Source organism: Asanoa sp. NPDC049475, assembly GCF_040676915.1.
Taxonomy (GTDB): Bacteria; Actinomycetota; Actinomycetes; order Mycobacteriales; family Micromonosporaceae; genus Asanoa.
In genome coordinates this window covers 150,998-169,666 of the sequence record NZ_JBFAPY010000011.1, presented here as the reverse complement: position 1 = coordinate 169,666, position 18,669 = coordinate 150,998, and the positions used below count along the sequence as shown (strand labels likewise).

18 protein-coding genes are annotated in these 18,669 nt (G+C 71.8%); 7 read left to right on the top strand and 11 right to left on the bottom strand.

Features of this window, described 5'->3' with window-relative positions:
- Window positions 1–26: 26 nt before the first annotated feature.
- The 3 genes from AB0J88_RS36045 to AB0J88_RS36035 form a co-directional block, all read right to left on the bottom strand.
- Window positions 27–947: a 4Fe-4S dicluster domain-containing protein gene (locus tag AB0J88_RS36045; RefSeq protein WP_364354887.1), complete on the bottom strand. Its 921-nt coding sequence runs from the start codon at window positions 945–947 to the stop codon at window positions 27–29.
- Complete coding sequence (gene fdh / locus AB0J88_RS36040; RefSeq protein ID WP_364354890.1) at window positions 944–4,204, bottom strand: formate dehydrogenase; 3,261 nt, start codon at window positions 4,202–4,204, stop codon at window positions 944–946. The genes AB0J88_RS36045 and fdh overlap by 4 nt, the downstream gene beginning before the upstream one ends.
- 133 nt (window positions 4,205–4,337) lie before the next feature.
- Entirely contained in the window at window positions 4,338–5,294 is a 957-nt protein-coding gene (locus AB0J88_RS36035; protein ID WP_364354893.1) for a DUF559 domain-containing protein, read from the bottom strand.
- 146 nt (window positions 5,295–5,440) lie between these two features.
- Here AB0J88_RS36035 and AB0J88_RS36030 point away from each other — a divergent pair, with 146 nt between their 5' ends.
- Window positions 5,441–6,316 carry a phosphatase PAP2 family protein gene (locus AB0J88_RS36030; protein WP_364354896.1) on the top strand — a complete coding sequence of 292 codons (876 nt, stop codon included), beginning with the start codon at window positions 5,441–5,443 and terminating at the stop codon, window positions 6,314–6,316.
- Window positions 6,317–6,362: 46 nt separating this feature from the next.
- Here AB0J88_RS36030 and lon read toward each other — a convergent pair whose 3' ends face one another.
- From lon to AB0J88_RS36015, 3 genes are all read right to left on the bottom strand, one after another.
- Window positions 6,363–8,681, bottom strand: coding sequence for an endopeptidase La (gene lon, locus AB0J88_RS36025; protein ID WP_364354899.1), 2,319 nt, complete (start codon window positions 8,679–8,681; stop codon window positions 6,363–6,365).
- A gap of 122 nt (window positions 8,682–8,803) precedes the next feature.
- The gene (locus AB0J88_RS36020) at window positions 8,804–9,205 is read right to left on the bottom strand and encodes a TIGR03668 family PPOX class F420-dependent oxidoreductase (protein ID WP_364354902.1); all 402 of its coding nucleotides are present in this window, start codon (window positions 9,203–9,205) and stop codon (window positions 8,804–8,806) included.
- A complete protein-coding gene (locus AB0J88_RS36015) occupies window positions 9,202–10,026 on the bottom strand; it encodes an LLM class F420-dependent oxidoreductase (RefSeq protein WP_364354905.1) in 825 nt (274 codons plus the stop codon). The genes AB0J88_RS36020 and AB0J88_RS36015 overlap by 4 nt, the downstream gene beginning before the upstream one ends.
- Before the next feature lie 140 nt (window positions 10,027–10,166).
- On the opposite strand from AB0J88_RS36015, the gene AB0J88_RS36010 reads away from it, so the two are divergent.
- From AB0J88_RS36010 to AB0J88_RS36000, 3 genes are read left to right on the top strand one after another with little or no spacing between them, the layout of a single operon-like run.
- Window positions 10,167–10,346, top strand: coding sequence for a hypothetical protein (locus tag AB0J88_RS36010; RefSeq protein WP_364354908.1), 180 nt, complete (start codon window positions 10,167–10,169; stop codon window positions 10,344–10,346).
- Complete coding sequence (locus AB0J88_RS36005; protein WP_364354911.1) at window positions 10,346–11,311, top strand: N-acetylmuramoyl-L-alanine amidase; 966 nt, start codon at window positions 10,346–10,348, stop codon at window positions 11,309–11,311. The genes AB0J88_RS36010 and AB0J88_RS36005 overlap by 1 nt, the downstream gene beginning before the upstream one ends.
- Window positions 11,312–11,324: 13 nt before the next feature.
- Window positions 11,325–11,813 (top strand): DUF1992 domain-containing protein, encoded by a 489-nt coding sequence (locus tag AB0J88_RS36000; protein ID WP_364354914.1) that lies wholly within the window; start codon window positions 11,325–11,327, stop codon window positions 11,811–11,813.
- Here AB0J88_RS36000 and AB0J88_RS35995 read toward each other — a convergent pair.
- Together AB0J88_RS35995 and AB0J88_RS35990 are read right to left on the bottom strand one after the other, a co-directional pair.
- Window positions 11,790–12,809 carry a hypothetical protein gene (locus AB0J88_RS35995; protein ID WP_364354917.1) on the bottom strand — a complete coding sequence of 340 codons (1,020 nt, stop codon included), beginning with the start codon at window positions 12,807–12,809 and terminating at the stop codon, window positions 11,790–11,792. The genes AB0J88_RS36000 and AB0J88_RS35995 overlap by 24 nt on opposite strands.
- Complete coding sequence (locus AB0J88_RS35990; protein WP_364354920.1) at window positions 12,751–13,554, bottom strand: hypothetical protein; 804 nt, start codon at window positions 13,552–13,554, stop codon at window positions 12,751–12,753. Before AB0J88_RS35990 ends, AB0J88_RS35995 begins: the two co-directional genes overlap by 59 nt.
- A gap of 115 nt (window positions 13,555–13,669) precedes the next feature.
- On the opposite strand from AB0J88_RS35990, the gene AB0J88_RS35985 reads away from it, so the two are divergent.
- Window positions 13,670–14,335 (top strand): DUF1345 domain-containing protein, encoded by a 666-nt coding sequence (locus tag AB0J88_RS35985; protein WP_364354923.1) that lies wholly within the window; start codon window positions 13,670–13,672, stop codon window positions 14,333–14,335.
- On the opposite strand, the gene AB0J88_RS35980 is transcribed toward AB0J88_RS35985, so the two are convergent.
- The 3 genes from AB0J88_RS35980 to AB0J88_RS35970 are packed head-to-tail and all read right to left on the bottom strand — an operon-like array spanning window position 14,325 to window position 16,775.
- A complete protein-coding gene (locus AB0J88_RS35980; protein WP_364738146.1) occupies window positions 14,325–15,197 on the bottom strand; it encodes a Gfo/Idh/MocA family oxidoreductase in 873 nt (290 codons plus the stop codon). The genes AB0J88_RS35985 and AB0J88_RS35980 overlap by 11 nt on opposite strands.
- Window positions 15,198–15,896, bottom strand: coding sequence for a hypothetical protein (locus tag AB0J88_RS35975; protein ID WP_364354929.1), 699 nt, complete (start codon window positions 15,894–15,896; stop codon window positions 15,198–15,200).
- 27 nt (window positions 15,897–15,923) lie between these two features.
- Window positions 15,924–16,775, bottom strand: a complete 852-nt coding sequence (locus AB0J88_RS35970; protein WP_364354932.1) for a LysR family transcriptional regulator — start codon at window positions 16,773–16,775, stop codon at window positions 15,924–15,926.
- Window positions 16,776–16,843: 68 nt separating this feature from the next.
- Between AB0J88_RS35970 and AB0J88_RS35965 the strand changes: the two genes are divergently transcribed.
- Both AB0J88_RS35965 and AB0J88_RS35960 read left to right on the top strand, forming a co-directional pair.
- Window positions 16,844–17,749, top strand: a complete 906-nt coding sequence (locus tag AB0J88_RS35965; RefSeq protein ID WP_364354935.1) for an EamA family transporter — start codon at window positions 16,844–16,846, stop codon at window positions 17,747–17,749.
- A 51-nt stretch (window positions 17,750–17,800) separates the two neighbouring features.
- Window positions 17,801–18,658, top strand: a complete 858-nt coding sequence (locus AB0J88_RS35960) for a hypothetical protein (protein WP_364354938.1) — start codon at window positions 17,801–17,803, stop codon at window positions 18,656–18,658.
- The last annotated feature ends 11 nt before the right edge of the window (window positions 18,659–18,669 follow it).

Here is an 18,669-nt window from a genome sequence, read left to right as displayed (position 1 = left end):
CTGGTGCGCGGCCCGGTCAGGTTTCGTCACGGCCGCCGCCCCAGAAACGCCACGACCGCCGCGGCCGCCATGCTCAACGCTGCCACGCCAGCATGCTTCCACATGCTCGGCAGGTCGCGCGTGGTGACCACCGGATCCGGCGGCAGGCCGTACACCTCGGGCTCGTCCAGGAGCAGGAAGAACGCGCCGTCGCCGCCGACGCCGTCGTTCGGGTCGTGGCCGTAGAGCTTCGCCTCGGTCACCCCGCGCTGGTGCAGCACCTCGACCCGCTCGGCCGCCCGCTCACGGAGCTCGTCGAGCTCGCCGTATTGGATCGACTGGGTCGGGCACGCCTGCGCGCACGCGGGGGTCATGCCCTCGCCGATCCGGTCGTAACAGAGCGTGCACTTCCAGGCCCGGCCGTCGTCCTCCCGCCGGTCGATCACGCCGTACGGGCACGCGGGGACGCAGTAGCCACAGCCGTTGCAGATGTCCTCCTGCACGACGACGGTGCCGTACTCCGTGCGGAACAGCGACCCCGTCGGGCAGACGTCGAGGCAGGCGGCGTGCGTGCAGTGCTTGCACACGTTCGACATCATCAGCCAGCGCAGGTCGCGGCCCTCGCGGCCGGTCGCGCCGGGCAGCGTCGTCGACGGCATCCCGAGGAACTGGGTCGACACCGTCGACTCGGCCTCGCGCAGCACGTCCATGGCCGCCGGGCTCGGTGCGGCCTGTTCGACGAATGCCACGTGCCGCCAGGTGTTGGCGGACAGGCCACCCGTGTTGTCGTACGACATGCCGAGCAGGTCGAAGCCGTCGTCCGGGACGGCGTTCCACTCCTTGCAGGCGACCTCGCAGGCCTTGCAGCCGATGCAGACGCTGGTGTCGGTGAAGAAGCCCATCCGCGGCGGCGCGTCGGTGTAGCCCGCGTCGGGTGCCGGGTCGACCGGTCCGTAGAGGCTGTTCATGACTCCCCCGCTCCCGGTGTTTCCAAAGGCGCGTAGTGCGAGGCGTCCAGCCCGGCCCGGCGCAGGTAGTCGGCGACGTAGTCGAGCAGGGCCGGTCCGGTCGGCCGGCGGCCGGGTCGGATGTCGCACGTGCCGACCTTGCTCTCCTGGATCAGCACGTTGGGGTCGAGGGTGATGCCGAACAGGTCGTTGGCCGAGTCACCGGTGGTCAGACCCGAACCGCCCCAGTGGTACGGCAGCCAGATCTGGTGGATGACCCGCCCGTCGAGCCGCAACGGGCGGAGGCGGGCCGTGACCAGCACCCGCGCCTCGACGGCGGCCCGGCCGGTGATCACATGCGCCCAGCCCATGTGCTCGAGCCCGCGCTCCTCGGCCAGCGCCGGCGAGACCTCGACGAACATCGCCGGCTGAAGCTCCGAAAGGTAGGCCAGCTGCCGGCTCATCCCGCCCGCGGTGTGGTGCTCGGTGAGACGGCTGGTGGTGAAGACGTAGGGGAACACGTCGGAGTGCGCGTCCGGCGGCGCCGGGTTGAGCTGGTTGTCGGGCCGGTCGTACACCTTGCGGGTGGGGTTCGCCTGCTGCGCGTAGAGGGGGTTGCGCAGCGGCGACTCGACCGGCTCGTAGTGGGTCGGCATCGGGCCGTCGATCAGGCCCTGCGGCGCGTACAGCCAGCCCTTTCCGTCGCCCTGCATGATGAACGCGTCGTCCCCGGCCAGCGCGGCGACACCGGCCGCGTCCTTCGCGGGCCGATAGGCGGGATCCTTGGTCTTCTCGAAGTCGGGCACGTCGTGGCCGGTCCACTCGCCCTTGTCGGCGTCCCACCACACGTACGCCTTCCGCTCGCTCCACGGCACGCCCTGCGGGTCGGCCGAGGCGCGGTTGTAGAGGATGCGACGGTTGGCGGGCCAGGCCCAGCCCCACTCGGGCGCGACCCAGCTCTGCTCCTTGCCCGGCTTGCGCCGGGCGGCCTGGTTGACACCGTCCGCGAACACTCCACTGTAGATCCAGCAGCCGCAGGCGGTGGAGCCGTCGTCCTTGAGCGACGTGAAGCCGGGCAGCGGCGCGCCGGTGGCCACGTCGTACCCGTTGATCTCCTTGAGCACCGCCTCGGCGTCGGGCTCGTCGTGCCGCCCACTGGTCGGATAGCTCCAGGCGAGGTTCCTGACGGCGTCGTCACGCTCCAGTGTGGACGTCGCGAGGCGCTCCCGGACCAGCCGGCCGAGGTGGTAGAAGAACCACAGCTCCGAGCGGCAGTCCTGCGGTGGGTCGACGGCCTTCTCGCGCCACTGCAGCATGCGCTGGGTCTGGGTGAAGGTGCCTTCCTTCTCCACATGGGACGCCGCCGGCAGGAAGAACACCTCGGTGCGGCACTCCTCCGTGACGATCTCGCCGGTCTCGATCTCGGGCGAGTCCTTCCAGAACGTCGCGCTCTCGATCATGTAGAGGTCGCGGACCACCAACCAGTCGAGGTTGGCCATGCCGAGCCGCTGCGCCCGACCGTGCGCCGAGCCGACCGCCGGGTTCTGGCCGAGCAGGAAGTAGCCCTGGATCTTCCCGTCGATCATGTTGAGCACCTGCTGATAGGTGCCGTGGTCGCCGGTCATCCTGGGCAGCCAGCCGTAGCCCCAGTCGTTGTCGGCCGTCGCGTGCTCGCCGAAGTAGGCCTTGAGCAGGCTCACGGCGTACGACCGGGCATTGGCCCAGAAGCCCTTCTGACCCGGATGCCTTATGGCGTCGACCCACTCGTCGAACGTCTCGTTCTGCTTGTGGTGGGGCATCGGTAGGTACCCGGGCAGCAGGTTGAACAGCGTCGGGATGTCCGTGGAGCCCTGGATGCTGGCGTGCCCGCGCAGCGCCATGATGCCGCCGCCCGGGCGACCCATGTTGCCGAGCAGGAGTTGGACGATCGCGCCGGTGCGGATGTACTGCACGCCGACGCTGTGCTGGGTCCAGCCGACGGAGTAGACGAGGGCACTCGTGCGCTCGCGGCCGGAGTTGCGGGTCCACGCCTCGCAGACCCGCTGGAACTGCTCCGGGCTGACGCCGCAGATCCGCTCGACCACCTCGGGGGTATAGCGGGAGTAGTGCCGCTTGAGGATCTGGTAGACGGTGCGGGGGTCCTGGAGCGTCTCGTCGCGCTCGGTGCCTCCGGGCACGGGCGGACCGTGTGACTCCTGCTGCAGGCCGGCGCCGGTCTCCCGTTGCGTGTGGCTCTCGCCTTGGCTCGGTGCGTGCTCCTCGTGGCCCTGGTACTGCCAGCTGACCGGGTCGTACGTGCCGGTTTCGGGGTTGTAGCCGGAGAACAGCCCGCCCAGGTCCTCGGTGTCCTGGAAGTCGGCGCTGACGATCGTGGCCGCGTTCGTGTACGCGAGCACGTAGTCCCGGAAGTCGAGCTCGTTGGACAGGATGTAGTTGATCACCCCACCGAGGAACGCGATGTCGGAGCCGACCCGCAACGGCACGAACTCGTCGGCCACGGCACTTGTCCGGGTGAACCGCGGGTCGACGTGGATCACCGTCGCACCGCGCTTCTTCGCCTCCATCACCCACTGGAACCCGACCGGATGTGCCTCGGCCATGTTCGAGCCTTGGATGATGATGCAGTCGGCGTTAGCCAGGTCCTGCTGGAACCCGGTGGCCCCGCCACGGCCGAAGCTGGTCCCCAGACCGGGGACGGTGGAGGAGTGTCAAATACGGGCCTGGTTCTCGATCTGGATCGCGCCCATCGCCGTGAACAACTTCTTGATCAGGTAGTTCTCTTCGTTGTCCAGCGTGGCGCCACCCAGGCTCGAGATGCCCAGGGTGCGGTTGAGCGGACGCCCGTCAGCGTCCTTGTCCTCCCAGGTGTCGGCTCGCGCCTTGACCACCCGGTCGGCGATCATCTCCATGGCGGTGTCGAGGTCGAGCTCTTCCCAGTCCTTCGCGTAAGGCCGCCGGTAGAGAACCGTCTTGATCCTGCGGTCGCTGGTCACGAGGCTCTTGCTGGCCGAGCCCTTCGGGCATAGGCGGCCGCGCGAGATGGGGCTGTCCGGATCACCCTCGATCTGGGTGACCTGGCCGTCCTTGACGAACACCCGCTGCCCACACCCGACGGCACAGTAGGGACAGACGGACTTGGCGACGGAGTCAGCGGTCTTGGTGCGGGGCTCGAGCGCGTCGGTGCGCGCGGAACGGGCGGCATGCCCGCGTCCAAGCGGGTCGGTGCCGGTGAGCTGCCGGTAAACCGGCCACCCTTCGATCCACGTCCGGACCCCCACGCCACCACCCTAGATCAGCTCAGCGGACCCCGCACCCGTTGCGCGACTCCCTCTGGCCACCGGCATGGCGCACGCCGCCCCGCCGCACCTCCAGCAGATCTAGGTAAACGGCTGTCGCTACGGGTGCAATGGATTACCTAGATCTCGGGGTGTAGCCGCGTGAGACGAGGGCGCGGAGGAGTTGAGTTGTGACTTTGTCAGGGTTTGAGCGAATCTGGGCCGCTGAGAAGCGGAGGAGAAGGTCGCCGGCTATCCAGAGGTCGTTGTGGCGGGTCATGTCGGACTCCCACTGCCTCGCCTCCGTGTGGTGCCCGCCGTCGACCTCGACATGGATGCCGAACGCCTCCCAGTACGCGTCCATGTAACGGGTCCGTCCGGTCGCGTCGGTGCGTCGGCGCTGGAGGTCCGGCCGAGGAAGGCCGCGACTGCGGCAGAGGCGCACGAAATCGATCTCCGCCAGCGAACCAGCACCGCCCGCCACGTCCGTCGCCGTGGTCGACACCAGCCGGCGGCGTCGGGCGCGCGGCATCCGGTCCGTGACTGCGATGATCTCCGCCGGCAGCACGAGGCCCTGTTGGCACGCGGCCGCGATCACCGCTCGTGCCTCGTCGTCGCTCGGTGCCCACGCGGCGGCGTCCACCACCGACCGCGCCATGCTCGTGCGATCCGGCCGCGCCCGTTGCCGGTCCTCCTCCGGGAGCACCGACGTCCGGTGCACCTTGACGGCGGGAAGGTCGACCGGCAACCGACGCAGCAGGTCGGGTGACTTGCGGTCACCCGGCACCAGCACGTCGATCGCGGTGCGTCGCCACCTGCCACGCAGCCCGCCCGCGGTAGCCGCCGCGAGACCCCCGAGCAGCGCGCCCGGACCCGCCGCCAGCACCGCGACCCAGGCTTGCTGTTCGACACCGAGCGGGCCGGGTCGGGTGACGAGCACACCCAGACAGACCCGCCGCCAACGGTTCGAGGCGAGCCGGTGCCGCACCGCGCCTGGACCGAGCTCGGCGACCGCCTGCCGATACGTGACGACGCCGGCCTGCTCCAACGACAACCACTCCAGGTCCGACGCTGAGTCCGCGGGAATGGGCATCCCACGATCACAGCGAACATCCACCACGGCCGCTGCCCTGAAGCGGCACGATGCGGACTGTTTCTCTACCTCCGACTTGCGCTTTGTGACAGAACCAAGACATTTTCCGGACGGGATGCGGAACAGCGGGCGCCAGGATGGTTCGCGTGAACCTGGGAACCCAACCCCTCAGGCTGCTCGCGGCGGCCGCCGCTTCCATGGTCGCGTTCGGGCTCACCTGGCTGCTGTTCGTGCGGACCGCCACGGGACAGGTGATCGACGGCCGGGTGCTGCCCCGGTCGGAGCGCGGTGGTGGCTACGCCCAGGACACCGTCCTCTTGGGACCCGCCGCCCGGGTGCTCGGCCGGTTCGGCAATCCGCTGCTCATCGGCGCGCTGGTGCTCGGCATCGTGGTGCTGGCCGTGCTGGCCGGCCGGCTGCGGTCCGGCATCGCCGGCGCGGTCGTCGTGATCGGGTCGACGGGCGCCGCCGGCCTGGCCAAGCAGGCGATCACCCGGCCGGAGCTCGGCGTCATCGGCTCGTCGACGCACAACAGCTTCCCGAGCGGCCACGTCGCCATGGCCGCCGCGCTGCTGTTGGGCTTCCTGCTGGTGCTCCCGGCGCGGCTGCGCTGGTGGGCGGCGGTTCCCGGAGCCTCGGGGGTGTCGGTCATCGCCGCCGCCACGATGATCGCGGGCTGGCACCGGTTCAGCGACGTGGTCGGCAGCCTGCTGCTGGTGGCGACGGTGTACTTCGTGGTCGCTAGCGTCCTGGCCCGCTGGCCCGGTCGCCGCGCCGCCGAGGACCAACCCGACGACTGGTCCGGCTTCCTCTGCCTGGCCATCGGCCTGACGCTGCTGATGATGGCGCTGCTCGCGGTCGCACCGGACGCGGGCCTGGCCCTGCTCGCCGCGATCGCCACGGCCGGCGGCCTGACGGTCGTGGTGGTCTGGGCCGCATTGCACCTGACCCGCCCGCCGGACCGCGAAGCCGACGACCGGGAGGGCACCGCAGCGACGCCGATGGCGACCAGCCGGGCATGACAAAGGCCGCCCTGGGCGTACGCCCAGGGCGGCCTTTGCTGTGGAGTTATGCGGCGGCGAGCAGCTCGCGCTCGTCGGCCGGGCGCAGGGCCAGCGCCAGCACGTCGCTGACGTCACCCAGCACGTGGATGGTCAGGGCGTCCCGGACCTCCTGCGGCAGGTCGTCCAGGTCCGGCTCGTTGCGGGCCGGGATGATCACCTCGGTCAGGCCTGCCCGGTGCGCCGCCAGCAGCTTCTGCTTGACGCCGCCGATCGGCAGGACCCGGCCCGAGAGGGTGACCTCGCCGGTCATCCCGAACTCCGGGCGGACCGGGCGGCCCGTCGCCAGCGACGCCAGGGCGGTGACCATCGTGATGCCCGCGGACGGGCCGTCCTTCGGCACCGCGCCGGCCGGCACGTGCAGGTGGATCCGCTTGCCGGCGAGCTCGTTCGGGTCGATGCCCAGCTTCCGGCCGTTGGACCGCAGGTAGGAGAGGGCGATGTGCGCCGACTCCTTCATGACGTCGCCGAGCTGACCGGTCAGGGTCAGGCCGGGCTCGCCCTCCATCGAGGTCGCCTCGATGAACAGCACGTCACCACCCGCGCCGGTGACCGCTAGGCCGGTCGCCACACCCGGGGTCGCCGTGCGCTCCGCCGACTCCGGGGTGAACCGGGGACGGCCGAGGTAGCGGACCAGGTCGGTCTCGTCGACCCGCACCGGGGCCGTCTCGCTGGCCAGCGCGACCGCGACCTTGCGGAGGACCTTGGCCAGCCCTCGCTCGAGCTGCCGCACGCCCGCCTCACGGGTGTACTCGCCGGCGATCGCCCGCAGCGCCTCGTCGGAGATGGACACCTCGTCGGCGGTCAGGCCGGCCCGCTCGACCTGCCGTGGCCACAGGTGGTCACGGCCGATGGCGACCTTCTCCTCCTCGGTGTAGCCGTCCAGCGTCACGAGCTCCATCCGGTCCAGCAGCGGGCCGGGGATGTTCTCGACGACGTTGGCGGTCGCGAGGAACAGCACGTCCGAGAGGTCCAGGTCGACCTCCAGGTAGTGGTCGCGGAACGTGTGGTTCTGCGCCGGGTCGAGCACCTCGAGCAGGGCCGCCGCCGGGTCGCCGGAGTAACCGACGGCCAGCTTGTCGACCTCGTCGAGCAGCACGACCGGGTTCATCGAACCGGCCTCCTTCAGCGCCCGGACGATCCGGCCCGGAGCCGAGCCGACATAGGTACGCCGGTGGCCACGGATCTCGGCCTCGTCCCGCACGCCGCCGAGGCTGACCCGGACGAACTTGCGCCCGAGGGCCCGCGCGACGGACTCGCCGAGGCTGGTCTTGCCGACGCCGGGAGGGCCACCGAGGGCCAGCACCGCGCCGGAGCCACGGCCGCCGACCACCTGGAGGTTGCGCTCGGCACGCCGGTTGCGGACGGCCAGGTACTCCAGGATGCGGTCCTTCACGTCGGCCAGGCCGGCGTGGTCGGCGTCGAGCACCTCGCGCGCCGCCTTCAGGTCCGTGTTGTCGTCGGTCCGGGTCGACCAGGGCATCTCGAGTACGGTGTCGAGCCAGGTCCGGATCCAGCTGGTCTCGGGCGACTGGTCGCTCGCGCGCTCCAGCTTGCCGACCTCGCGCATCGCCGCCTCGCGGACCTTCTCGGGCAGGTCGGCGGACTCGACGCGGGACCGGTAGTCGGCCGAGCCGTCGGGCTCGTCCTCGCCCAGCTCCTTGCGGATCGCGGCGAGCTGCTGGCGGAGCAGGAACTCGCGCTGCGACTTCTCGAGGCCCTCGCGGACGTCGTTGGCGATGCCCTCGTTGACCTCCTGCTCGGTGAGGTAGTCACGCACCCAACCGACCAGCAGCTCGAGCCGGGCCGTCACGTCCGGCGCCCCCAGCAGTTCGATCTTCTGCTCGAGGGTCAGCCACGGCGCGTAGCCGGCGGAGTCGGCCAGCTCGGACAGGTCGGTCATGCGCTCGACGGCGTCGATGACCTGCCAGGCGCCGCGCTGCTGGAGCACGGACTTGACCAGGGCCTTGTATTCACTCGCCAGCTCACGGGCCTTGCCCGCAGGCGGCGTCTCGGTCAGTTCGGTGGCCTCGACCCACAGGGCGGCACCGGGTCCGGGGACGCCGGAACCGATCTTGGCCCGAGCCTCGCCACGGATGACGGCGGCCGGCTCGCCGCTGGGCAGTCGGCCCACCTTCTCGATCAGCGCCATGACGCCGACCGACCCGTACTCGCCGTCGACACGCGGCACGGCAAGCACACGGTTGTCGCCAGCGGCGCGCGCGGCGTCGACAGCGGCCTGAGTGTTGTTATCGAGGGTGACCGGGATGGTCATGCCAGGCAGCAGGACGGCATCGGTCAACGGCAGAACGGGAAGAGTTGCCATGTCCGTACTCAAGTTACAAAGCATGCACTCTGTTCCCCACCCGCGTTGTGACCCAGGCCACGCCCTCTCGGTCGGGTGATTTAGGGGCTTTTCGGGCGCGATGTCCCGAGCTCAGTGCTGGATCACACCGCCGACCAGCCCGACCATCGGCGCACGTCGACGGCCAGGACCGGGCCACGCAGCGCGAACGCCGGGTAGCGCTCCCCGAGCAGACCCGCGGCCAGGTCCATCTCCGGGCCCGAAGAAAGGACGCGGGCCGTGCCGTCCGCGCGGACCCACCACAGCCGTGACCAGTCGTCGTCGTAGACGTCGACCAGCATCGACACGCGCGGGTTGGCCTCCACGTTGGCCAGGCGGCGCAGCGTCGTCGACCGCTTGGGCTTGGCGTCGACCGCGCTGTAGACCGTCTCCCCCCGCAGCGCGAACGTGATCGGCACCAGGTGCGGCTGGCCTGTCACGGAGACCGTCGCCAGGCGGGCCACCCGGGCCTCGGCGAACCGGGCCCGGGCTTCGTCGGGGGTCACTCGGGGTTGTACTCCGCGATCGCCGCCTCCCACTGGTCGAACGCCTTCTCGACGCGCGACCGCGGGCCGGAGGGGAACCAGCGCGCGACCCGGCGTACGCCCGCCTCGCGAAGTCGCTCGAAGATCTTCGGGTCTGCCGGCACGCTCATCACCTGGACCTCGATCGGTCGTTCGGCCCGGGCGCGGAGCTCGGCGATCCGGTCGAGGATGCCGTCGTGGTAGTTGGGGAACCACGCGTCGCCGAAGGAGAGCACGCGGTCGAGGACCGTCGGGCCGGTGCCGCCGACCAGGACCGGCGGGTGCGGCTTCTGGGCCGGCTTCGGCCACGACCAGATGTTCTCGAAGTTGACGTAGCGGCCCGAGTAGCTCGCCTCGTCCTGCGTCCAGATCGTCTTCATCGCCTCGACGCGCTCTTTGAGCACGCGCATGCGTACCCGCGGATCCGTGCCGTGGTTCTTCATCTCCGTGCGGTTCCAGCCCGCGCCGACGCCGAACTCGAGACGACCCCCGGAGAGGTGGTCGACGCTGGCGACCTCCTTCGCGGTGGTGATCGGGTCACGCTCGATGACCAGGCAGATGCCGCTGCACACGCGCAGGCGGGTGGTCGCCGCGGCGGCCGCCGTGAGGGAGACGAACAGGTCGTACGTCTTCCAGTACTTGTTGGGGAGGGGTTGGCCGGGGAAGCGATCGGTCTCGGCGGCCGGGATGTGCGTGTGCTCCGCGAAATAGATCGCGTCCGCACCGCGCTCCTCGGCCAGCCGGGCGACCTCGCCCGGCTTCATGCCGTCAAAGGTGGGGAAGTAACCGACTCCGAACTCCATGAGAAAGGTCTATCACGCCCTGGTTGAAAGTAAGTTTCAGCATCAAGTCAGAGATCGGCAACTATCGACATAGACAGGCTTCACGGTATAGCGTGCGCCTCACCTACCACCACCACACCCGCGCTGACCGAAGGAGTGCTGTGACCGACTTCCCACCCCGCCGGTTCCGCCGGCGCGTCGTGCTCGGCCTGCCGGCCCTGGCCGCCGCAGCCGTCACCGTCGCCGCCCACCCGGCCGCCGCCGCGGCCCCCGCGGCCGCCAAGCCCGAGTGCGTCGCCGACCTGATCACCGCCGAACCCAGCCTGGCGCGAGGTGCCTGATGGCCAACGTCCCCTGGTTGCTCGACGTCCTGCGCGGCGCCGGCGTCACGTGCGTCACCGAAGGTGACTGGGTCAACCGCTACCGCCCCGGCTCGTTCGACCCCATCGGCGTGCTCTGGCACCACACCGCCGCCACGTCCAGCGCCAGCAACCCGCACCCGGCGCTGAACGTCTGCATCAACGGGCGGTCCGACCTGGCCGGTCCGCTGTGCCAGGCGCTGGTCGACTACAACGGCGTGTTCCACCTGATCTCGGCCGGACGCGCCAACCACGCGGGCACGAGCCGCGGCAGCGGCCCGATCCCGGCCGGCGACGGCAACACGCTCATGATCGGCTGGGAGATCGACTACAACGGGGTCAACCAGTCGATGACCTCAGCGCAGTACAACGCGTCGATCGCCGCGACGGCGGCCGTGCTGACCCGGCTCGGCCGCAACTCCAGCTATGCCCGTGGCCACCGGGAGACCAGCACGACGGGCAAGATCGACCCGTCGTTCATCGACCTCGACGTGATGCGCGCCGACGTCGCGGCGAAGATGAGCGGCGGCGGTGGTACGTGGTCGTCGATCGTCGACAACACCACGTCCGGCCGGTTCACCGCGAGCGCCAACTGGGGCACGTCCTCGTACTCCACGCAGCGCTACGGCACCGACTACCGCTTCGCCGACCCGGTCGCCGCCAGCGACCCCGCCTGGTACAAGTTCGCCGTGCCGACGGCGGGCGCCTACCGGGTCGACGTCTGGTACGCGGCGAACGCGGGCTACAACAGCGCCGCCCCCTACATCGTGGCGACCACGAGCGGAAACCAGACGGTCAACGTCGACCAGCGTACGGGCGGCGGAGCCTGGCGCTCGATCGGCACGTTCAACCTGCCCGCCGGCGACGCGAACCGGGTCGCGGTCAGCCGCTGGACGAACGGCACAGGCCTGGTGATCGCCGACGCGATCCGGTTGACGAGGCTCTAGTTATATTGGGTCGATGGGCGACCGCATCGAGTCGATCATCGAGGCGCAGATCCGTGCTGCCCGGGAGAACGGCGAGTTCGACGATCTCCCGGGCGCCGGCAAGCCGCTGCCCGGCCACACGGAGCCCTACGACGAGCAGTGGTGGCTGAAGGAGTTCGTCCGCCGCGAGGGCATCACCGGCGCCGCCATGCTGCCGCCGTCGATCCAGCTCGCCCGACAGGTCGAGCGGCTCCCCGAGGAGATCCGCAAGCTTCCCTCGGAGCAGCGCGTACGCGAGACGGTCGCCGAGCTCAACCGCGACATCCTCGACTACCAGGTGCGCCCGACGCCCCCGTTCGTACCGGTCCGCCGGATCGACGCCGACGCGATGGTGGCGCTGTGGCGCGAGGCGCTGGAGGCCCGGTTCGCCGCGGCCCGCCAAGCCCCGGACCCCGAGAAGCCGTCAAGAGCCAAGCCGCGGCGCTGGTTCCGGAAGCGCTCAGAACCCCCACACGACGCGTAGCCACTCCTCGAAGGCCGGGCTCATCGGCGGCCAGGTGATCAGCTGTGCCCATTGCAGCAGCGCCACCGTGCCGAGGAAGGCGCCCAGGCGGCGACTCGGGGACCTCGGCACCGCCATCAGCGCGATCGTGGTCAGGAGCAGGTAGTTCGTCACCGCCGAGTACGCCAGCCCCGCCAGCAGGGTCACGAAGACCACCGCGACCGGGGTGAAGTAGGCGGCCAGGGCGCGCGGGCGGCGTACCGCGTAGACGACCGCGACCGCCGCGTAGAGCGGCGTGTGCACGACCGCCACCGCCGCGCCGCCGAGCGCCCCCAGCAGTCCGGCGGAGTCGAAGCCGATCCCGGCCACGCCGGTCAGGCGCCAGGTGAGCAGCACCGCGCCGACGAGCACGGCCAGCGGCGGGAACAGCAGCACGGCCCTGGTGGGGGCCGCGTGGATCGACGGGCCGCGGCGACCGGCGGCGACGAACGGCGCGACGGCGGCGAAGGCGAGCGCGTACCCGATCGCGGCCGGGTCACACAGCACCGCTCCCGAGAGCATCAGCCCGGCCCGGACCGCACCCTCCGGTTGGCCCGCGACCGCGAAGTCCAGGAAGCCCTCGACGGCCAGCGCCAGGAGGGCGACGGTGAGCACGGCCAGAGGGTCGGCGGAGCCCGTGTACGCCAGCGCCGGCCCCAGGACCAGCGGCACACCGACCCGGACCGGGACCTGCCAGCGCACCAGCCGCTCCCCCAGCGCGGCGAGCGCGAACCCGGTGGCGGCCGCGGCGACCAGGCCCAGGCCCAGCGGGCCGAGCGCGGTGGCCACGGCGGACAACGGCCCGGCCGACCGGGGCGCGAAACCGCGCGACTCCGCGTAGAGCGCGAGGCCCGCGAAGGGCAGCGCCAGACCCAGGCGCAGCAGCCAGCGCGTGACGGTGCCGGCCGGCCAGCGTTCCTCAGCCTCGCTCCACCGCTGCCACCGAGGGACTGCCACTGTGGACGGTGCGATCGCCATGCCTGGCCTTCTCCCGGGTCGAGGGCCGCCGCAGGGCCACGGCGGAGTAGAGCAGCCAGCGCAGCGGGGCGCGCAGCGCGGGACCGACGGCGCCGCCGCCGCGGAACGCGTCCAGCAGGTCGGCGTAGACCAGCGCGGCGTTGCCGGCCAGCAGGCTGGCCATGGTGATGCCGACCGACCAGGCCGGGAACACCCGCGCGGCGGGCAGCACGAGGGCGGCGACGAACAGGGCGTACAGGAGCGGGGTGAGCAGGAGGGCGACGTCGCGGGCGAGCGGCGCGGCCGGGTGGTCGGTGACCGTGGCCGCGACGCCGGCCAGGAACCCGGCGCTGGTGACCAGGGCGAGCACGACGACGGTCGGCACGGGCGCCGTCACGAGGGCGGTCCCCACGACCAGCAGGGCGGCCACCACGGCGATCCAGCGGAGACGGTTCCGCTTCGGGTACGCCGTCCGGATCGCCTCCGCGAGGTCCACATCGCTGGTGACCGCCACGCAGACCGGGGCGCCGACAGCCTCCTCGATCAGCGCGATCCGCTCGGGCGTGGGCTCGGCCGCGACGGCGACGAGCACGTAGCCCTCGTCGTCCACGTGCAGCGGCAGCCAGGCGTCGCGGGCGAGCGCGGCCGGGTCGTACCCCGCCTGCACCTCGGGGTCGATCCACTCCTCGCTGAGCTCGACGTAGCCGCAGTTCCAGTCGGCCGCGAGCGTGCGGAAGTGGTCCCGGCGACTCTCGGTCAACGCCATACCTCGATGCTGCCCTATCCGCCCAGTTTGTCCGGTTACCGAGATCCGGCGTGTCTGGATCGCCGCGCCACTTCCCTGCCAGACTTCCTATGTGGCCAGCCCGCCGGCAGATCCGATGCGACGCCGCATGCTGGGCTGGCACGGCCCGGCGATCCGCCGTGCCGGCGCGGTGATCGTCATCTGGGTGATCGTCGCCGCCGCGCTGGCCGTCAGCCCGATCGACTGGGAGCTCGCCGTCATCGCCGGCTACGACGCGGCGTCGCTGACCTTCCTGGCGTCGGTCTGGCCGATCTTCATGAGCGCCGACGGGTCCAAGACGGAGAAGCTGGCCGGCCGCGAGGACCAGACCCACGGCTCCGCGACGGCCCTGCTGGTCGCGGCGTGCCTGGTCAGCCTGCTCGGCGTCGGGTTCGCACTCGGCGAGGCCGCCAACGAGCACGGCGCGTTCCGGGGCGTGCTGATCGGGATCGCCGTGCTCACGGTGGCCACCGCGTGGTTCACGATGAACACCGTCTACACGCTGCGGTACGCGAAGCTCGACTACCAGAGCCACGGCAGCAGGATCGACTTCGGGGAGCCGGTGTCGGAGCACAAGCCGAACTACCGCGACTTCGCCTACCTCGCCTTCACGATCGGCATGACCTACCAGGTCTCCGACACCACCCTGCGCAGCTCCCCGATCCGCCGGACGGCGTTGGCCCACGCCCTGCTGTCCTACGTGTTCGGGGTCGCCATCGTGGCCGGCGCGATCAACCTGCTCGCCGGGCTGGTCAACAACTAGCGAGCAACCGCTGAAGGTGTACGCCGTGGTCCGCGTCGAGCGCGTGCGGCGTGCCGGTGCGCACGGCGTGGGCGAACTCCGCGCGCAGCACGGGCCAGCACTCGGCGTGGTCGACGGTGGCGAAGTCAATCTCCAGTACGCCGGTGGGGCCGTAGAGCTCGACCCCGGCCCGCGAACCGGAGAGGCCGCCGACCGCGCCCGACAGCGACAGCTGGCTGATCGCGCCGGCGCGGTGGCGGCAGGTCAGCTCCAGCCAAGGGGTGGCCCCATGGCGGTCGATCGCCTCGATCGGGCCGAGGGCGGCCTCGAGCAGGTCGAGCAGGTGCGGGCCGAGGTCGTACAGCGCGCCATGGTCGAGGCGCCACCCGGTGGCGAACGGCCCGGCGAGGAAGCCGCCGTGCAGATACCGCGACCGGGCTCCGATCGCCGGGAAGCTCGCGGCCGCCGCCAGGAAGGCACGGGTGGCGGGGTGGTACCGCTTCGTCAGCACGAGCTGGCTGACGACGCCGTTCTCGCGGACGGCCTTCGCGACCCGCTCGGCGTCGGCGACGGTGAGGGCGACCGGCTTCTCCAGCAGCACCGCCCGCCCGGCCTCGGCCGCTCGCACCGCGAGGTCGGCCTGGATGTCGGGCGGCACCGCGAACGCGACCGCCTCGCACCGGTCGAGCAGCGCGTCGAACGACGGCGCCGCGCTCGTGCCCAGCCGGGTCGCCAGCCGCCCCGCCGCCTCGGGACGCCGCGCCCAGACCCCGACCAGGGCGGTCTCCGGCCCGGCCGCCAGGGTCGGGCCGTGCATCACCTCGGCCCAGTGGCCGGCGCCGACCAGGCCGACCCGCACCGGCGGCTCTTCCACAGTCGACATTCAAGCCTTGCCACGCGACCCGGGCCGGCGCGCCACGCCGTGCGCCAGCAGGATCGGGTCGTCGCCGATCGGCAACGTCGGCGTGCGGCCGGCGACGACGGCCTCTGCCATCCAGCAGTACCAGGCGGCCGTGGTGCGGTAGGGCCGGAACTGGTCGCCGAGCGGTTCCAGCTCGCGCTCCGTCGGCGTCGGGATGTCGTAGGCGACCCCGTAGCCGCGCCGGATGCCCAGGTCGCCGACCGGCCACACGTCGGGCCGGCGGAGCTGGAACATGATGAAGAGCTGCGACGACCACGGCCCGATGCCCTTGACCGTCGACAGCCGGCGGATGATCTCGTCGTCGTCGAGGTGGCCCAGCCGCCGGTTGTCGAGCACCACGTCGCCGTCGCGGACCTTGGTGGCCAGGTCGCGCAGCGAGATCACCTTGCGGGCGGACAGGCCCACCTCGCGCAGCACCGGGTCCGAGAGCGGCAGCACCGACTCGGGCGTCAGGAAGCCACCCGCCGCGTCGATCAGGCGCCCGAGGATCGCCACCGCGGCCGGCCGGGCGAGCTGCTGGAACACGATCCCGCGTACCAGCGACTCGAAGTTGCTCTCCTTCCACAGCGGGATCCGCGGCGGCGGTGCCCCCGCCACCAACCGCGCCATCACCGGATCCCGCTCGGCCAGCAGCTTCGCCGCCTGTCGGAAGGTGGTCACGTCCCTACGATGCCAACCCCGGTGCGGTCAGCGCACGATTTCGCGGGCGAGGGCCACCAGGTCGGCCACGGCCGGGTGGCTGGGCGGCCGGCGCCAGGCGAGCGAGACGGCGACGGACGGGGCATCGGCCAGGGGTACGTACGCGACCGCCGGATGGGGATGCATGGCGGCCGTGGCTTCCGTGGTCACGCCGACCGCCCGGCCGGCGGTGATGGCGGCCAGCCAGTCGTCCGTGTTGGCGGTCTCGACCGCGGCGGCCGGAGTCTGCGACGGCGGCCACAGGTCGAGCGTGGTGGTGCCGCTGAGGGAGTTGACGGCGATGGGGTACGCGGCCAGGTCGGCCAGACGCAGCACCGGCAGGCCGGCGAGCGGGCTGTCGACGGGCACCGCGGCCACCCGCGCCTCGCTCGTCAGGGCCACCGCCTCGATGTCGGGCAGGTCGACCGGCGCGCGAAGGATCGCGACGTCGACACCGCCGCGTGCCAGGCCACCGGTCCGCTCGTCGATGCGCAGCAGCTCCAGCGGGATCCGCGGGTGCTCCTGCTGCCACCGGCGCAGCAGCGTGGTGGTGTGCGCGCCCAGCGCCGACCAGGCATGCCCGAGCCGCAGCGGCCAGGTGCCGGCGCGCGCCGGGTCGAGTGCGTCGTCCACGGCGGCGACGGCCGCCGCCGCCCGGTCACGGTAGGCCTCCCCCGCCGCCGTCAGCCGCAGATGGTGGGTGGACCGCTCGACGAGGCTCAGTCCGAGATGGGTCTCCAGCTGGCGCAGCGTGCGGGACAGCGCGGGCTGGGTCAGGTGGAGCCGGGCGGCGGCCCGGGTGATCGTGCCCTCCTCGGCGATGGCGAGGAACGCCCTCAGGTGACGCACCTCGACGGTCATAACCGTGAAGCATAACCACAGCCGAAGCGGCATTTCCGGGGTCGTGCGCCGGCTCATAGCGTCGACTCGTGAGAGATACCGGGCGCCACGCGGGCGTCGGACTCGTGCTGGGCGGAGCGTTGTCGGTGCAGTTCGGCAGCGCGGTCGCCGCGCTGCTGTTCCCGCGGGCGGGCGTGTCGACGGTGGTGACGCTGCGGCTGGCGATCGCCGCGATCGTGCTGCTGGTCGTGTGCCGACCCCGCGTCCGCGGTTACGCGCGCGCGGACTGGGCCGCGATCGCCGGCTTCGGCGTGGCCCTGGCCGGCATGAACACGCTCTTCTACCACGCGATCGACCGCATCCCGCTCGGCCTGGCCGTGACGCTGGAGGTGCTCGGCCCGCTGGCGCTCTCCGTCCTGACCGGCCACCGCGCCGCCAACTGGCTCTGGGCCGGCCTCGCCCTCGTCGGCGTCGCGCTGCTGGGCCGCACCGGCGCGGGCCACCTCGACCCGGCCGGCATCGCCTTCGCCCTGGGCGCGGGTGCCATGTGGGCGGCGTACATCATGCTCAGCGCGAAGGTCGGCGGCCGCTTCCCCAAGCTCGACGGCCTGGCCCTGGCGATGACGGTCGCCGCGGCGCTGACCCTGCCGATGGGCATCGGCCCCACGCTCGCGCAGCCACCGGTCCTCGCACTGGGCGCCGCGGTCGCGGTCCTCTCGTCGCTGCTGCCCTACACCCTCGAGCTCACGGCCCTGCGCCGCATGCCCACCGCCACCTTCGCCGTGCTGATGAGCCTCGGACCGGCCATCGCCACCCTCGCCGGCTTCCTCGTGCTGCGCCAGCACCTGACCCCGACCGAAGGGCTGGCCACGGCCCTGGTCATCAGTGCCAGCGTCGGCGCGGTCCGGACGCCCCGCGAGCCGTCGGTCCGAGACCTCGCCGCCGCGGAGACCCGGCCAACCGCGCGGGTCCGCGCGAAGCAGCCCGTCGCCTAGCTAGCCGGCGATGTCTTTCGGAGGCCGCCGAACACGCGAGACCATGATGCGATGACCGAGAGTGCCGCGGACTGGGCCGCCGCGCAGTTGGCCGCCGTGCGCGACCACCCGCGGCAGCGGATCGAGCTGCTGGCACGCACCTACCACGGCCCGTTCGGCCACGCGCCCAAACACCTGCCGTTCCGGCGGGCGGCGCTGTCGTTCATGCGCTGGCAGGCGGGCCGCGGCGTGCTCGACCCCGCGACCGGCAGCCAGTGGTGGCGGGCGGTCAACGACCGGCTCATCCGCGATGGTTGCGAGGCGATGGCCCGGTCCGGCGGGTTGGCCGGCGCGAGCTCCGACCCGACGGTCGACCAATGGACGGCTTTCGTCGACGAGCCGACGGCCGGCAACTGGTACCGCGCCCACAACGCCAGCATCGTCGCCGGCTACCTGGCCAGCCGGAGCCTCGCCGAGCGGGAGCCCGCGCCGGAGCGCTTCTTCCTCAACGTCGTGCTGTTGCGGGTCCTCTATACCCACGCCCTGGTCGCCGCGCCGAAGCTGGCGCTCGGCCCGTTCGCGATCCTCGGCAGGACGGTCGGCGACCCTCGCCTCGGCGGCGCCGGGGTGTTCCTCTCGCTCCGGCGTGTCCTGCCGGACCGCTATCCGGCGGACGATGAGCTCCGGTCCTACCTCGACCACGAGAACCGGTTCGGGCGGCTCCTCGACTACGGCGTGATCCAACCCCGACTCCAGCGGCTGTACGAGTGGTCCGCACGGGAGCTCAACCAGCCGGACCTGTGCCACCTGGTGCGGGACGGCAACCCGACCTACGCCTGGTCGTATGAGGACCGGCACGTCTGGGCCCCGCCTAGCGGCGTGCTGTCTCGGGCGGTGCGGACGATCACCGCTCCCCGCCCGCGCGCCTGAGCCCATAGGAG

Coding starts and splice junctions, on each gene's coding strand:
- AB0J88_RS36035 (WP_364354893.1), bottom strand. CDS start 5,294: ATGCCCATTCCCGCGGACTCAGCGTCGGACCTGGAGTGGTTGTCGTTG.
- AB0J88_RS36000 (WP_364354914.1), top strand. CDS start 11,325: ATGGGCGACCGCATCGAGTCGATCATCGAGGCGCAGATCCGTGCTGCC.
- lon (WP_364354899.1), bottom strand. CDS start 8,681: ATGGCAACTCTTCCCGTTCTGCCGTTGACCGATGCCGTCCTGCTGCCT.
- AB0J88_RS35995 (WP_364354917.1), bottom strand. CDS start 12,809: ATGGCGATCGCACCGTCCACAGTGGCAGTCCCTCGGTGGCAGCGGTGG.
- AB0J88_RS35990 (WP_364354920.1), bottom strand. CDS start 13,554: ATGGCGTTGACCGAGAGTCGCCGGGACCACTTCCGCACGCTCGCGGCC.
- AB0J88_RS35960 (WP_364354938.1), top strand. CDS start 17,801: ATGACCGAGAGTGCCGCGGACTGGGCCGCCGCGCAGTTGGCCGCCGTG.
- AB0J88_RS35970 (WP_364354932.1), bottom strand. CDS start 16,775: ATGACCGTCGAGGTGCGTCACCTGAGGGCGTTCCTCGCCATCGCCGAG.
- AB0J88_RS36015 (WP_364354905.1), bottom strand. CDS start 10,026: ATGGAGTTCGGAGTCGGTTACTTCCCCACCTTTGACGGCATGAAGCCG.
- AB0J88_RS35980 (WP_364738146.1), bottom strand. CDS start 15,197: ATGTCGACTGTGGAAGAGCCGCCGGTGCGGGTCGGCCTGGTCGGCGCC.
- AB0J88_RS36005 (WP_364354911.1), top strand. CDS start 10,346: ATGGCCAACGTCCCCTGGTTGCTCGACGTCCTGCGCGGCGCCGGCGTC.
- AB0J88_RS35985 (WP_364354923.1), top strand. CDS start 13,670: ATGCGACGCCGCATGCTGGGCTGGCACGGCCCGGCGATCCGCCGTGCC.
- AB0J88_RS36045 (WP_364354887.1), bottom strand. CDS start 947: ATGAACAGCCTCTACGGACCGGTCGACCCGGCACCCGACGCGGGCTAC.